Origin of the sequence: Bacillus cereus group sp. N12 (assembly GCF_016483575.1) — a bacterium.
GTDB lineage: Bacteria > Bacillota > Bacilli > Bacillales > Bacillaceae_G > Bacillus_A > Bacillus_A toyonensis.
In genome coordinates this window covers 21486-36852 of sequence record NZ_JAEHBO010000002.1, presented here as the reverse complement: position 1 = coordinate 36852, position 15367 = coordinate 21486, and the positions used below count along the sequence as shown (strand labels likewise).

Here is a 15367-nt window from a genome sequence, read left to right as displayed (position 1 = left end):
CGCCTAAGCACCTTTCTTTTGTAATTCACTTGATTCATTTGATTTATAGAAGAAGAAACCAAGAATTCCGCCAATACATGATGGGATTAACCATCCTATTCCTTCTTTATATAATGGTAACATTTGAAGTACATTAGAAATCGCATCAATTTTAATGTTCGCACTTTCTAAACCGTTAAAGAAACTAATTAACAACGCACCTAAAATCGCCCCAATGTAAATTGTATTACGCTTCCCTATCCATTTATGGAAATATGAAAGAACGATTAATACAATTGCAACTGGATAAATGATCATTAACACTGGTAATGTTACTGTGATTAATTGTGTTAACCCTAGGTTAGATACAATTAAACTAAATACACATACCATAGTTACAATCGTTTTATGCGAAAGTCTTGGGAATAAGTTTGTGAAGAAGCCAGCACACGCAGATGTTAATCCAACAGAAGTTGTTAAACAAGCGAGTATAATTACAAGTCCTAATAAAATTTTGCCACTTGTTCCATACAACTCATTTACAACATTCGTCAAAATAAGACCACCGTTCTCCGACACACCAAGTGATGTACTTGTAGATCCGAGATATGCAAGTGATAAATATATTAACGTTAAGCCTAATACAGCAATAATCCCTGATACAACTGTTATTTTTGCGATTTGTCCGCTCTCTTTTATCCCTTTTGAGCGAATAACTTGTACTACAACAATCCCAAACACAAGTGCACTAATCGCATCCATCGTTAAATATCCTTGAATAAATCCACCAAAGAAAGCATTCTCTTTATAAGCAGCTAAAGGTGCAGCCGGTTCTCCAATTGGATCAATAATTGCTTTCCCGACAATAACAGCAACAATTAATACTAATAATGGTGTAAGAAATTTTCCAAACCAATCGACTAATTTAGATGGATTTAATGATAAATACCACGTTATTCCGAAGAAAAATATAGTGAAAAGAAATAGCATGTACCACTCTGAAACCATTGCATCTGATAAAAACGGCTTCATACCCATTTCAAACGAAACGGCTCCCGTACGCGGGATTGCGAAAAATGGTCCAATTGCTAAATAACTAACCAATGGGAAAATAAACGCAAATATAGGGTGAACTCTAGAAGATAGCGCTTTCAAGTCCCCCTCTACAAACGCGACAGCTGTTACAGCTAATAGGGGTAATCCGACTCCCGTTACAAGGAATCCTATCGTAGCAATCCAAACATTCTCTCCTGCTTGTTGACCTAAAACTGGCGGGAAAATTAAATTTCCTGCTCCTAAAAATAATGCAAATAGCATTAAACCAATTGCTACCGTATCACCTGGCCTCAATCGTCCCTTCATACTCTTCATTTGCATAGCACTTTTTCATTGTTTATCTTTATTTTCACAATATGCTATGCATCCTCCTCTCTGCTCAAGATGATAAAATATGCCCCTTACAAAGCAGTGTCTTTCTCCATAATTTCTCCATTCCCCTTATTATTACTCTAATTATTAATCTCGTCATTATTTTTTGTTTTTGATTTTTGATTTTTTTGAATATTTAAATCATTAGAGTGTTATTACGTGGAGTATAGTTGTCAGACCTCTTTGTTTTTATCACACATATAGTAACATATTTAGTTGAAAAATAAAAACATATTTTCAAATTGATTTTTTTGAAAATCAAAATTATCTACATTTTATATTCTTTCACACAAATGTTATTCGAGCACTAGACTCATTCTATATTATTATTTTAAAATAATTCCAAAAGCCATCTAACATATGTTAGATGGCTTTTGCATGTTACTCTATCGTTTCTACTTCACGTGGATTATTCATCTCTTCTACATACACAACTCTAAATCCATGATCTTCTAAATCTTTTTGAAGTGTTTCTAATTCACCATCTTCAAACTCTTCTCCTAATGTAAACATAATTCTACGAACTAATAGAGCATCATTATCAAAAGTCATTAAACTTTGAATACCAGTGTATTTCTTCAAAACTGTCGATAACTTTTGGATCGCTCCATTATAGTCTTGCGTTCCAATCATGACAGAATATTTACTAGAATGAACGCCCCATGCATCTTCTAATAACTCAAAAACTTTTTTATGCGTTAAAATTCCAAGGAAAATTCCTTTTTCGTCAACTACTGATAAATAAGGTAATTTTTTTATTGTAAAAAATACTTTAAAGAAAGATGAATCTTCTCTCACAAATCCTTCTTTATCGTTCAATAATTGTATTACACTTTCGTCAAGTGATCCTTTATATTCTAAAATATCTACTTTATATATATTCCCTAAAAATTTCTCTTTTTTTTCATCTAAAACTGGTACACAACGATACCCTGTTTTATTTAAATGCTCCAATGCTTCTCCTATCGTAATCGAACTTGAGCACAGTAAAACTTCCCTTTTCGGCACGTAATTCCCTTTAATCCTCATAAAAAGCCTCCTTATGTTAAAATACTTTCTGTGCCATAACTATATTATATATTCAGAAAAAAATAAATAATTTATTTTATTTTTCTGAAAATTATTCATTTTCTTGTCATAATTTATTCATGAATCCTTCACTTGCATATCTTCACTAGGAAAGCCTCTCTCTGAATGACTTAATGAAAAAGATATTGTAACTTTATTAGAAAAACGCTAAAATAAGAATAAGAATTTTCTGAATATTCAAAGAGTAGGTGGTTATATGTCTTTGTTACGCTCGCATATATGCAAATTTATAATTGGTGTCATTGTTATTTTTCTCATAAGTCCTATCCCAGCTCTTTTTATTACACATAATTATTCTTATCAAAATGGCTTAATAAGTATTTTCCAAAACTTCGATCAACTTTCTTCTATATCAATTCCAAAAATTGATTGGATGCATGAATCTATTTTTTTCTCAGCAAATCAGATGATACATACTTCTACTCATTCAACACCACTATTCCCTTACATATGGGAAATATATTTTTTATCAATTGTTCGTTTCACTTTCACTCTTGCAATTGGCTTCTTTATAAGTTTAGGAATCGGTCATCTATTTTTAAAAGCACCAAATTCAATTAAAAAGATCACTACTTTCCTACACTGGATACCGTACTCTTTTTGCACTGTATTTTTACAATGTTCTATCTTACTACTTCTTCTCTATATTGCAAACTTTATAAAGTTTTCTTATTTCTCATCTTTGATCATCGTATGTAGTACCTCTATGATTATCGTTATGCAAGCAATAAAGAAATGGCTCCCTTTCCTGTATAACACAAGTGAATATGAAATGAAAAATTCTGCTTTCCTTGTTGATACATTATTTTTAGCACTTACTTCGAATCATAAATCTATTTTAAGTTCTATTATTTTTTCCTTTTTAATTATGGAATGTACTTTTCACTCGAGCGGATTATTACAATTTATCGTTCAATTTGGTGGTACTGCACCTGTAATTGTCACAATCGGTTTACTACTATTGTATATCCCATACAGCGTCTTATCTTTTCTCCAAGCACTTTGGACAACAAACTACTCTAAACAACAAACATACACTATAACACGAAGTATCCCAAAACCGTAAAGTTACATAGCCCTCTATATTCTGAAAGTAGAGGGTTATTCCTTTTGTATCGAGGACAAAATAACAACAAACTCTAAAACTACACTATAAACATGCCAATATTTACCCTTTTCCTTTGACTATTCTTTTCATTTGGATTTATTATAAAAGTATAACATAATTGCAGGAGGTGACATCTTTATTTCAAACTTTGGAATAGAGAACACACTTGGACATATTAAATATTTTTCTCATCTTTGTACTTATTCTTATTTCGGGCTTTTTCGTTGCATCAGAATTCGCTGTTGTAAAAGTACGAAAAAGCCGAATTGACCAACTTGCAAATGAAGGTAATAAACAAGCTTTAGCTGCAAGAAGTGTCCTATCTAATTTAGATGTTTATTTATCTGCTTGTCAGCTCGGGATTACGATTACTTCTTTAGGGCTTGGTTGGCTTGGTGAACCGACTGTGGAACATATATTACGACCGCTTTTTGAAAAAATCAACATGACTGGAACAATGGCTAACACGTTATCTTTTATTATTGCTTTTAGCGTTATTACATTTTTCCACGTTGTATTAGGTGAATTAGTTCCAAAGTCTTTCGCAATTCAAAAAGCAGAAGCAATCACACTCAAATTTGCCAAACCACTTATTTTATTTGATAAAATTATGTATCCGTTCATTTGGCTACTCAATAGTGCAGCTATATTTTTCACAAAACTACTCGGTTTAGAGCCAGCGAAAGAAAATGAACTTGCTCATTCAGAAGAGGAATTACGACTCATTTTAGGTGAGAGTTTTAAAAGCGGAGAAATAAACCAAACCGAATATAAATATGTAAATAATATTTTTGAATTTGATGACCGGGTTGCAAAAGAAATCATGGTCCCTCGTACTGAAATGGTTTGCTTATCTACCGAAAATACTTTAGAAGAAAATATGGATATCGTCGCAACTGAAAAATATACACGCTATCCTATAATTGAAAAAGATAAAGATGACATCATCGGGATGATAAATACGAAAGAAATATTTCATGATCAAACGAAAGGTATTTATAAACCACTTGAATCTTATATACATCCCGTACTAACTGTATTTGAAACTGTTCCAATCCGTAAAACATTAGTACATCTTCAAAAGAATCGCGTTCAGATGGCAATCATTATGGATGAATATGGTGGTACTGCTGGGCTTTTAACAATGGAAGATATTCTTGAAGAAATTATTGGAGAAATTCAAGATGAATTTGACGCGGATGAATCACCTATGATTGAAAAGCGTACCCCGAAGCTTACTGTTTTAGATGGAAAAGTACTCATTTCTGAAGTAAATGATATGTTTGGCCTACATATTGATGATAGCGATTTAGATACAATTGGAGGCTGGCTCCTCTCTCAAGCGGTTGACTTAAATATTGAAGCTGGTTATTCTATTGAATATGCTGGGTTTCAATTTAAAGCATTAGAACTTGATGGACATCAAATCAAAAAAATTGCTGTACATAAATTAGATATTAAAAAGGAGTTATAAAGTGACTGTTTTCTTAACAATCTGTATCATTGCCTGTTTCATCATTTCATTTCTCGCCTTTATTTACCCTATTATCCCAGGTATCTTAGCTGTATGGGCTGGATATTTGATTTACCATTTTGGTATAAATGGCGGGGAACTAACAATTACTTTTTGGGTCATTCAAGCCATTTTCACCCTATTCATTTTCGTCGCTGATTTTATTGCTAATGGATATTTCCTAAAAAAATATGGAAGTTCAAAATGGGGCGAACGTGTCGGTATGATTTCTATCATTGTTGGATCGTTCTTCTTCCCACCTTTTGGTTTAATAATTATACCGTTCTTATCGGTATTTTTCACAGAGCTCATGCATAAAAAGACGCCAAAAGACGCCTTTCTAGTAGGAGTTGCTACTGTAGTTGGTTTTTTAAGCAGTACTGTAGCGAAAGCTATTCTCCAAATCATTATGATTATCATTTTCGTATGTTATATCATCTTTTAACCATCCCGCTTTTGGGATGGTTTTTAATATGAAATACCAACTCGACTATTTTCATATATATTTTCATTGCATAAACCCCATGTAAAATGTGCTGTATCACCAACTGTAATTTTCGCTCCATCTTCTGGCAATATATGTTGTTCAGTGCGATATACCCCCGTTATCTCACCGTCTATTAAATGCGTCGGACAAACAATGGTCCAACATAAATCACTATTATGAAGCGCCTTATATGCAGCTAAATGATCCTCTGCTGCTGCTGTCGTTTTCCTTTTTGATTCCGATGATTGGAAACGATATACATTTGGATTTGTTCTCGCTTGTAAAATACCAGCTGTTCCTATCGTAATAATTTTCTTAACGCCTTCTTTTTCCATATACTTTATAATATTTGGCATACTCTTTGCTAATGTCCCATTTCCATCCGTTCCAAGAGCGCTAATTACGATATCACATCCTTCTATCGCTTTCTTTATATCGTTTTCGTTTAATATATTTCCTTCTATAACATGTAACCTGTCATGTTCTATTTCCATTCTATTTAAATCACGAACGAATGCCGTCACTTCGGATGAATCCTTTAATGCTAATTTTATTATTTCCGAACCTACTCTACCTGTCGCTCCCAATACACATACTTTCATTTGTTTACTCCTCTCTCATTCTTTCTCTATTTTTTCAATACTCTCAATCAATATACAACAAAAAAGCTTCCTCATATATAAGAGGAAGCTTTATTATTACTTTATTTCTTTTCTTTAGAATCAGTAGACTTCTCTGTTCCACTTGTTTCTTTATCCTTTTTCTCATCCTGTTGTGTTGTTGTGTCTTCTTCTTTCTTCTTGTCCTCATCTTTACTACAACCTACCATTAATAAAGAACTTGCAAGTGCCATAGCAGTTAATGATTTAACCCATTTGTTCATTTGCGTTTCCTCCCTTTGATAGAATATGTACAATCCCATATTACTCTCTATTTTTAAAGGAAAGATTGAAAAATAGTAAATATACGGTAAATGTTTGTAAATTTTCTAATAATAATTACATTTAGCCCTTTTCTCTGCATGAAAGTAAAAAACTAGGGCGACAACTATTCCGCCTTAGTTTTTTATGCAAATTTCTCGTTTTCATATACATGTGTAATTTTATATTCCTTCTTCACAACATATTGCCACACACTATAAGCGTAACGATTCATTTTCAGGAAACAGTTTTCCAAAAACGAACGAAATTCTGGATTTGCAACTTCCACTGCAACTTGAGCAAACTTCAATGCTAATCGTTTCAAATGTGAAATATAACAGATTGCAATTTGGATATCTCCTGTATATGTATTATCTATTTCCTTTTCCATTTCCATTTCAGACCAATGAAACAAAATTGGTTCACATGTTATATGCTGTACATTTTCTCCTTCTTGAAAATTCACTTGTTCATTATATGCTTGTAACATATACGGTAAATGGTGCTGTATTATATCCTTTAATTCTTCATCCCGGATTTTTTCAGTATACTCTCCTACTTTATAAATTAACATGTAACTATACTTCATTAATTCTTTCATACAGTCCATTGAAGTTCCTCCCTTCTTTTGTCTATATGCTATAAATATGACGCTAAAACATTCGCTATTCTTGCTAAAAACCAATCCCATTTACTAATTTCCTCAAAATCCTGTTCAGAAAATCGTTTTGATTTATGAAAATCCTCCTTTAATCGACTCCATACGTCAGCAACAACTGTTTTGTCATATATGAGACAGTTAGATTCGCAATTTAAATAAAAACTTCTATTATCAAAATTTGCTGTACCGATATCAACAATTTCTCCATCAATGATCGTTACTTTCCCATGAAAAAATCCATTGCGATATTGATAAATTTCCGCTCCAGCATGTAACATGTCTTTCAAATACGGATAAGCAGCTTGTTTTAACAATACGGCATCACTTTTAAATGGCACGAGAATTTTTACATTAACACCGCGATGTAATGCATCTTTTAACTCTTTCATCATTTCTTTACTTGGTACAAAATAAGGTGTAGCAATTATTAAAGACTTTTTAGCCTGCTTTATAAGCACCCCATATTTCTGCCATAAACCTTTTCCATTTGAAAACAAATATTGATATTTTACATTTCCTTTTGCAGGTAAACTTTCATGTGCAGGCATTTTTTCCCCGGTATCTTCTTTCCAATCTTTAGCAAATTTTCTTTCCATATCAGTTGCACCATTCCCAGTGATACGTACATGATAATCACGCCATGGACCAAATTTCGGATTTTGTCCAAGGTATTCCTTTCCGATATTAAAACCACCGACGTATGATACCTTTCCATCTATCGTAACAATGCGTCTATGATTTCGTTGATGCAAAGAATAGAATATATTTTTCAGTTTAGGTTTTTTACTAAATGTGAACTGGACACCTTTTCTTTTTAATTGATTCAGTATCTTTTTCTTCAGCTTATATCCACCTATACGGTCGACTGACAACTTCACTTCTACCCCGCTAGATGCTTTTTTCTCTAATAACTGTAAAAACTCTCTGCTTATTTCATCTTTACCTACAATATAAAAATGAATATATATATACTTTTCCGCATTGTTTATATCCTCAAATAATCTCCTATATAACTCTTCTCCGTTCGTATATAGTTGAAATTCGCCTAATCGAACTTGTCCTAATTCATATTCACTAGCCATTTTTTTCCCCATTTCCACATCGATGTTCATCCATATGAATACACCTATAAAAAAAAGGATTAGAGCGAAAAAGTGCTTCATGGATAATTTCCTTTCTCCACTTACTGTTATTCCTATATCTTCCCTTTTTTTATACATAATCATTCAAGAAAAAATGTCCTTACATGATATATGTCCATATCAAACAACAGCTCATTTGCATATTGTATGTTGTATCTTAAAATAAAAGGAGGAAATAACAATGGGCTTCGCACATGGTAATGGATTTGCGCTTTTAGTCGTATTATTTATCCTCTTAATCATCGTCGGTGCTGCTTGCTTCTGCTAAGTAGTTATTGTCATATGATATGTGGATGAAAAAACTATAAAAGCGGACACCTATTTTTAGGTGTCCGCTTTTTATTTTAAAACCATTATCGTTTGTTATGGTAACCTTAACGACTATATATTCAATTCAAAAAGTTAACAATGTGGCTACTTTCTTACTCTCTGCCTTACGAATATTACGCTGTTCCGCACGTAATACAGCAATACGATGTAATTCTTTTTCTTCTTCTGTTTCAGGAATAACTCGTGGTACAGGAACTGGATTATTTTCCTTACTAAGTGCAACAAATGTAACAAATGACGTTGCAGCTATACGCTTCTCACCTGAAATTAAGTCTTCAGCCACTACCTTCACAAAAACTTCCATTGAAGTTCTTCCCGTCCAAATTACAAAGGATTCATAACTAACGCAATCAGATGAACGAACAGGATGTAAGAAATCAACCCAATCCATAGACGCTGTGACACATTCTTTTCTTGCATGTCTCGTTGCTGAAATAGAAGCAACCATATCCATCTCCGCTAATATTTTCCCACCAAATAGTGTATTATGATCATTTAAATCCGTTGGAAATACTCGGCTCGTTTTAAACACTCTAGACTCATTAGCTGTTTTTCCCTTTACTTCAGTCATTGTTATCGCCCCCTTGATTAATTATCCTGCTATTGGCGGGTAGTAAGACTCCCAGAAGAAATTAGGTGGAAGTCGGGCTGTCCGTATACTTTCAATGAGTTCAACTAATCATGTACTGTTCACTACACTAAATGAACTACACGTTTAATATTAACAACATTCAGAACTTTTAGTCCATAAAAAAGAACCGATGTTATCAATCGGCTCCTCTAAATACATATTGTTCTTTCGGCTGCTCAACTTTATTCCATTTCGTTACTTCTAAAACGGGAATATTGGCATGGAACGGCTGATAAAACTCCGTTGTTATTTCTCCTTCTACTTGGATCCAGTCATCATTATTCCACTCTACCCCTTCTGGTTTTTTCACTAACATACCATATACACCAGAATCCGCTACACAGTGTATAATACCGAAACGGAATAAGAAGTATTGTTCTTTTTTAGAAGAATCATCTCTGAACACAAACCCTTTAAAAGATAATTTTTTCCCAGTAAACTCGCCAGGATAGTTATAAATCGTCTCCATACCCTTTAAGAAATCTTCATCTTTTAAAGTAATACTGTCTTTCGTAACAAACTCTTTCTTCCCTTTTTCCATTACACCACGGTATCCTTCTTTCCCGTAATAAATGCTCGTATCAGGTCTTAGAAATTGCCTTGTCATAAATGGATCTTTACTTTCTGCTTGCGCCACTGGAAAATGGAATCCCTTCGCCTTAACAATATCGGAATCTAATGTTGCAATTGGGAAAAACAATCCTGTAATGATTGGAAAACAGAATAATGTGTAAGAAAACACTTTTTTCCACCATGTATTCTCATCTTTCGAATGATCATGCCCGCAGTGACTATGATCGCAACCACAATTGTGCTGATCTTTTTCTTTTTGATGTTCTTTTTGGAAAACGATAATAATTTGAACAATCGTTAAAAACCCTAAAATAATGGCTGCTGTTGTTGATAAGTAGGCATACTTCATATTGATATACTTCGTAATATTACCAGAAATATGAAGCTGCGCAATTAATATTGTAAAACCTAATAATATATATGCTCGAAACATAACCTACCACCCCATCGCATAAATGAGTAGTGAGCTTGCATAAACAACAAGTGTAACTGTAACTATAACGACAATTACAAATTTTGTTTTAAACGTCGCAAGCATCATAAACATATTTTTAATATCCACCATCGGTCCATATACGAGAAACGCGACGAGTGATGCTGTTGAAAATGTACTTTGGAATGACGAAGCAATAAATGCATCTGCTTCTGAACAAAGTGATAATATAAAGGCAAGTCCCATCATTACAGCTGATGAAGAAAACGGCCCTTGTCCGATAGCAAGAAGTGTTGAAGTTTGTACAAACGTTTGAACCGCTGCTGCAATTAACGCACCTAGTACTAAGTATTTTCCCATTGAGAAGAATTCCTCAACTGCGTGCGTACATACCTCCCACATTTTTTTACGTAACGGACGCTTATGATTCACTTCTGGGAAGTGATCATCTCGTAATTGATGTTCTTTAAACATAAATGATAATATAATTCCAACGATAATTGCTACGATAATCGCTACAATAGAACGATACCATACCATGTGCATACTACTTCCAAAAGCGACATATGTAGCAAATAGTACAACCGGATTAATAATCGGTCCAGTTAACATAAATGCAATCCCTGCGTATGGCGGAACGCCTTTTCCGATTAATCGTCTTACAATCGGAACAATTCCACATTCACATCCTGGAAACATCATGCCTAAAAAAGTAGCTAGTAAAACTGACAGAAATCGGTTCTTCGGCATCCATTTTGCCACCATATCTTCTGTCACAAACATTTGAATGAATCCTGAAATAAATACACCAATTAGCACAAACGGAAGTGCCTCGATTAATATTGAGATAAAAATTGTATTCATTTGCAGGAATGCTTTCGGTAATTGAAACAATTCCATGATGTATTTCCTCCAACTTTTCTTTAACAATATGTAATTTTAACCCCATTTTATTAATTGGACAAGGCTTATACGGAATTCATAACCTTCATACACATTACATTTCACATGTTATATTCTATTCCAAAATTGAGATTTCATAGCAAAAAAGCTGCTCTAGCGTAGTTTTACAACTATGCTAGAGCAGCTTTTTTATTGTTAAAAGTAACGTTTCTTCCAAAAAACAAATGCCAATGTGAACGATAAAGTTACACATATAATGAGTACAATTACAAAACCATACGCTTCACCTTCAAATGGAACCTTTACGTTCATTCCAAAGAAACTAGAAACCATTGTTGGTAAAGATAAAATAATTGTAATAGACGTTAACAGTTTCATAACACTATTTAAATTATTTGATATAACGGAACTAAATGTATTCATCATTCCACTTAAAATGTGACTATATATTTCCGCCATTTCAATAGCCTGTTTATTTTCAATTAATACATCTTCTAATAGATCTTGATCGTCTTCATACATTTTTAAAAATGTACTGTTTCGCATTAATTTTTGAATTACAATTTTATTAGCCTTTAGTGACGTTGTAAAGTAAACTAAACTTTTTTCAAGGCCTAACAATGTAAAAATTTCTTTGTTTTTCATTGATTTATTTAATTGGTGCTCTAAATCGATTGTTTTTCGATTTATTTGCTTTAAGTATCTTAAATAATAAGTAGAAATCGTATATAAGAGCTGCAGTGCAAAGCGTGTCTTTTTAAACGTATAAAATTCTTTAATACGTTGATTAATAAAACGTTCAAAAATTGGATTCTCTTCTAAGCAAATTGTAACGAAACAATCTGGCATTACAATCATACCTATTGGAATCGTGTCATAAATCGAATTCCCCTCTTCATCATGCCTAACTGTCGGAATATCGACGATGATTAAGGTATTATTGTCTTCCTTTTCAATACGAGAGCGTTCTTCATCATCCAAAGGGTCTTTAATGAAATCTAAGTCTACATTTAAAGTTTGTACTAAATACTGAATTTCTTCTTCAGTTGGATGAAGTACATTAATCCAGCAACCCTTTTGCATTTCCTCAATCTCTTGTAGTTTTCCGTTTCGGTCTGTTAAATACATATTTAACATACTATCACCCCGATTCTTTTTACATGTAGGAATCTACCTCTCTTACATAACAGTTTTTGAACCGCCATTCTCAGCATATGAAACATACGTTTAAATTTCAATAGAAAAATTATTTTGAAAACGCTTTTACGTGAAAAATATTATAAACGTAGAAAAAGACAGAGGATTCTCTGCCTTAAAAAGCTTATGTTGCCTTTATAACATATTTAGAAAGCATCCACAAGTTAAAACCAACTGAAATCGTATAGCCAGCGTAAGTTGAAATGATAAAACTTACATAATCGAAATACGGAAGCAATACAATATTTAATATTATCTTTACAATAATTCCGATTACTAAACCTAATACTGTTTTCTGTTGTTGATTAATTCCTTGCAGCATGGCAGCCGTTACAGTAAAGAGTGAAAATAGTATACACGCAGGAGCATAATATTGTAGAATAACACTCCCTATCTCCGGATCATTCCCCGTACTAAACAAAAGCGTATATATTGGTTTTGCTAACACCATCATTCCAATCGCCGCTGGTACCGTAATCCCTACTACTAATAGATTCGTCTTTGTAAAATGTTTATATAGTAACTTCGTATTCCCTGCTGTATAAGCTTTCGTCATCTCTGGAACGAGAGACATACTAAAAGCAGTCGCAACTGAAACTGGGATAAGTACAACCATTTGAACAAGACCAATAATCGCATTGATTTTTTCCGCTTCTCCTTGCATATATCCAATTTGTATAAGTAGTTTATTAATTGTAAATGTATCTATAGTCTGATACAAAGGAATAGCTAAACCAACCACGACGAAAGGAATAGAATATGTAAAGAGCTCCTTATACAACGAGAAGAAAGATTTCGTCGTTTGCGGTATACTTGTCATCTCTTTTTTCTTTAAATGCCTTCTCCTTCTTACATAATACGCAGTTAAAACAGCTAATCCACCTATTGCTCCCATGAAAGCACCAAACGTTGAAATACCAACTGCTAGCGATACAGAAGCTTTTAAAACATATAATACGACAAAACTTCCTATCAATATAGTTAAGACCCGAAAGAATTGCTCTACAACTACACTTAATGCAGAAGGGCCCATCGACTGAAATCCTTGAAAGAAGCCTCTTAATAAACTCATTACTGGTACAAGTATTAACGCAAAACTTACAATTTGAATGTTAGTAGCGACAGCAGTTACACTATTCCCCGTTTGATCACTTCCATCAACTACAAGTTCAGCTAAATGCGGGGCTAATACATACAGTGTGACACACGATACAACTCCCATTATTAACATAAAAACGATACCACTCTTTAGTACTCTTTTAACTGTATGATAATCATTTAGTTGATCATATTTTGATACCATCTTTGAAACAGCGAGCGGTAACCCCATCGTCGCTATACTCAGCATAATCGTATAAGGACGATATGCATACGCGTATAGAACGTACCCACTCGTACCAACCATTGCTGTAAATGGTATAATATATATAAACCCTAACATTTTAGATATCATCGTTGCCATCGTTAAAAATATCGTTCCACGTATAAACGGTGACCCTTTCATCACATTCCTCCGCTACGCTTTATTATTACACATTATGGACAACTCCTTTTGTTTAGAACCGAAACAAATAAAAAAGCCAATGAATCATCATTGACTTTAACGTGTTGTTTTTTTCTTTTTCAAATACTTTAAACCGAAGTATAGTGCAATAAAGAGCACAGCTCCTATAATTATGTAATGTGTATAATCAGATGCATACTCTTTAATATGACGCCAATTCCCACCAAGTTTTTCACCTAAGTATATAAATAGAATTGACCACGGAATAATCGCTACAACCGTATAAAGTGTAAATAGTTTTAATGGCATCTTAGCTAGTCCTGCTGGAATAGAGATCGCATGACGTACTACTGGAATAAAGCGTGCAGAAAATATTACGCCTGCTCCGTAACGTTTAAACCAACCTTCCGCTATGTCTAAATGGTGTTTATTAATAAGTAGATATTTCCCATATTTCTCTACAACCGGACGCCCTCCGTAGTATCCAAGCCAGTATAAAAAGATTTGCGCTAAAGTACCACCAATCGTTCCGGCGATAACTGCCCCCACAAAACTAATTTTACCATCCGCTACTAAAAAGCCAGCATACGAAAGTACAATTTCACTTGGGATTACTTCAATCATTAAAGCAAGAGCTACTCCAAAGTACCCTAAGCTTGCAAAAAATTGCAATAACTGATCTATTATATTTGCTAACATGTTCTTTTCTATCTCCTTTTTTCTTCACATACCATCCCATTATCACATAAAGATTGCAATCTGCCAATATCTTCATTTTAACAATATGTACAATTCAAGCAGCATTAATCTATTATTTTTTCTTTCTGTGGGTCTTTCATATAAGCAAACATTTCTTTAATTTGCTCTTCTGTATTTCTAGCAATTGATAAATCCGGCAATTCATCTTCACCAAAAAACTCTATTTCTTCTGTTTCAATACTAACCTTCTTTTCCCCACCAACAATATTACAACCAATAAAAATCTTATATACATGCGTTGCTGAAGGCGATGGTTGATGCTTTTCTTTATCAAATATAGCTATTAGCTTAAAACGATCTACTTCATATCCTGTCTCTTCGAAAACCTCTTTTGCTGCTACTTCTGTTGGCGTATAACCAACATCAGCCCATCCACCTGGCAATGCCCATTTCCCATCACTTTTTTCCTTCACAAATAATAGCTTTTCATTTTGACAAACAACTGCTCGTATATCAACTTTTGGTGTTTGATAGCCCGTCTCACTTGCAAATAGTTTCGCTACTACTTCCCAATCTGTTTTTGTGTAATGTGACATCATCGAAATCGAAATGTCTCGTAATTGTTGGAAACGTTCTATATCGTACACATCTTTAGAATACGTTAAACCCGCTTGGGCTATAGATTGTATTTGTTTTACCCAATCAATCCATTTAATCGTCATCTCTACACAACCCCATTCTCTATCAAATACATATCATTTCACTTTTTT

General features: G+C 33.6%; 17 protein-coding genes. 4 read left to right on the top strand and 13 right to left on the bottom strand.

Annotated elements, in window-relative coordinates; genetic code table 11:
* Window positions 1-3 precede the first annotated feature (3 nt).
* Both brnQ4 and cbpA read right to left on the bottom strand, forming a co-directional pair.
* The gene (gene brnQ4, locus JDS92_RS01240) at window positions 4-1341 is read right to left on the bottom strand and encodes a branched-chain amino acid transport system II carrier protein BrnQ4 (protein ID WP_395935011.1); all 1338 of its coding nucleotides are present in this window, start codon (window positions 1339-1341) and stop codon (window positions 4-6) included.
* 447 nt (window positions 1342-1788) lie between these two features.
* Window positions 1789-2436 carry a cyclic di-AMP binding protein CbpA gene (gene cbpA, locus JDS92_RS01235; RefSeq protein ID WP_001220521.1) on the bottom strand — a complete coding sequence of 216 codons (648 nt, stop codon included), beginning with the start codon at window positions 2434-2436 and terminating at the stop codon, window positions 1789-1791.
* A gap of 256 nt (window positions 2437-2692) precedes the next feature.
* Here cbpA and JDS92_RS01230 point away from each other — a divergent pair, with 256 nt between their 5' ends.
* From JDS92_RS01230 to JDS92_RS01220, 3 genes are all read left to right on the top strand, one after another.
* Entirely contained in the window at window positions 2693-3562 is an 870-nt protein-coding gene (locus JDS92_RS01230) for a hypothetical protein (RefSeq protein ID WP_199631382.1), read from the top strand.
* Window positions 3563-3770: 208 nt separating this feature from the next.
* Complete coding sequence (locus tag JDS92_RS01225) at window positions 3771-5078, top strand: hemolysin family protein (protein ID WP_000353739.1); 1308 nt, start codon at window positions 3771-3773, stop codon at window positions 5076-5078.
* A gap of 1 nt (window position 5079) precedes the next feature.
* Entirely contained in the window at window positions 5080-5562 is a 483-nt protein-coding gene (locus JDS92_RS01220) for a DUF456 domain-containing protein (RefSeq protein ID WP_000215663.1), read from the top strand.
* A 23-nt stretch (window positions 5563-5585) separates the two neighbouring features.
* Here JDS92_RS01220 and JDS92_RS01215 read toward each other — a convergent pair whose 3' ends face one another.
* The 4 genes from JDS92_RS01215 to cls all read right to left on the bottom strand — a co-directional run bounded on the left by JDS92_RS01215 (window position 5586) and on the right by cls (window position 8348).
* On the bottom strand, window positions 5586-6206 hold the full coding sequence (locus JDS92_RS01215; RefSeq protein WP_097954772.1) for an NAD(P)-dependent oxidoreductase: 621 nt from the start codon (window positions 6204-6206) through the stop codon (window positions 5586-5588).
* Window positions 6207-6307: 101 nt separating this feature from the next.
* The gene (locus JDS92_RS01210) at window positions 6308-6487 is read right to left on the bottom strand and encodes a hypothetical protein (RefSeq protein WP_001045958.1); all 180 of its coding nucleotides are present in this window, start codon (window positions 6485-6487) and stop codon (window positions 6308-6310) included.
* A 182-nt stretch (window positions 6488-6669) separates the two neighbouring features.
* The gene (locus JDS92_RS01205) at window positions 6670-7134 is read right to left on the bottom strand and encodes a spore coat protein (protein WP_199631381.1); all 465 of its coding nucleotides are present in this window, start codon (window positions 7132-7134) and stop codon (window positions 6670-6672) included.
* Between the two features lie 29 nt (window positions 7135-7163).
* The gene (cls, locus tag JDS92_RS01200; RefSeq protein WP_199631380.1) at window positions 7164-8348 is read right to left on the bottom strand and encodes a cardiolipin synthase; all 1185 of its coding nucleotides are present in this window, start codon (window positions 8346-8348) and stop codon (window positions 7164-7166) included.
* Window positions 8349-8508: 160 nt separating this feature from the next.
* Between cls and JDS92_RS01195 the strand changes: the two genes are divergently transcribed.
* The gene (locus tag JDS92_RS01195; RefSeq protein ID WP_000505094.1) at window positions 8509-8595 is read left to right on the top strand and encodes a YjcZ family sporulation protein; all 87 of its coding nucleotides are present in this window, start codon (window positions 8509-8511) and stop codon (window positions 8593-8595) included.
* Window positions 8596-8721: 126 nt separating this feature from the next.
* Here JDS92_RS01195 and JDS92_RS01190 read toward each other — a convergent pair whose 3' ends face one another.
* The 7 genes from JDS92_RS01190 to JDS92_RS01160 all read right to left on the bottom strand — a co-directional run bounded on the left by JDS92_RS01190 (window position 8722) and on the right by JDS92_RS01160 (window position 15319).
* Window positions 8722-9228 (bottom strand): acyl-CoA thioesterase, encoded by a 507-nt coding sequence (locus JDS92_RS01190; RefSeq protein WP_000141169.1) that lies wholly within the window; start codon window positions 9226-9228, stop codon window positions 8722-8724.
* Window positions 9229-9424: 196 nt separating this feature from the next.
* On the bottom strand, window positions 9425-10294 hold the full coding sequence (locus tag JDS92_RS01185) for a TIGR03943 family putative permease subunit (RefSeq protein WP_000488051.1): 870 nt from the start codon (window positions 10292-10294) through the stop codon (window positions 9425-9427).
* A gap of 3 nt (window positions 10295-10297) precedes the next feature.
* Window positions 10298-11194, bottom strand: a complete 897-nt coding sequence (locus JDS92_RS01180; RefSeq protein ID WP_087970089.1) for a permease — start codon at window positions 11192-11194, stop codon at window positions 10298-10300.
* A gap of 198 nt (window positions 11195-11392) precedes the next feature.
* Window positions 11393-12334: a magnesium transporter CorA family protein gene (locus tag JDS92_RS01175; protein WP_000933700.1), complete on the bottom strand. Its 942-nt coding sequence runs from the start codon at window positions 12332-12334 to the stop codon at window positions 11393-11395.
* Window positions 12335-12518: 184 nt separating this feature from the next.
* A complete protein-coding gene (locus JDS92_RS01170; protein WP_097959191.1) occupies window positions 12519-13898 on the bottom strand; it encodes a putative polysaccharide biosynthesis protein in 1380 nt (459 codons plus the stop codon).
* Window positions 13899-13994: 96 nt separating this feature from the next.
* A complete protein-coding gene (gene uptA / locus JDS92_RS01165) occupies window positions 13995-14597 on the bottom strand; it encodes an undecaprenyl phosphate transporter UptA (protein WP_000880689.1) in 603 nt (200 codons plus the stop codon).
* Between the two features lie 104 nt (window positions 14598-14701).
* Complete coding sequence (locus tag JDS92_RS01160) at window positions 14702-15319, bottom strand: NUDIX hydrolase N-terminal domain-containing protein (protein ID WP_199631379.1); 618 nt, start codon at window positions 15317-15319, stop codon at window positions 14702-14704.
* Window positions 15320-15367: the final 48 nt, after the last annotated feature.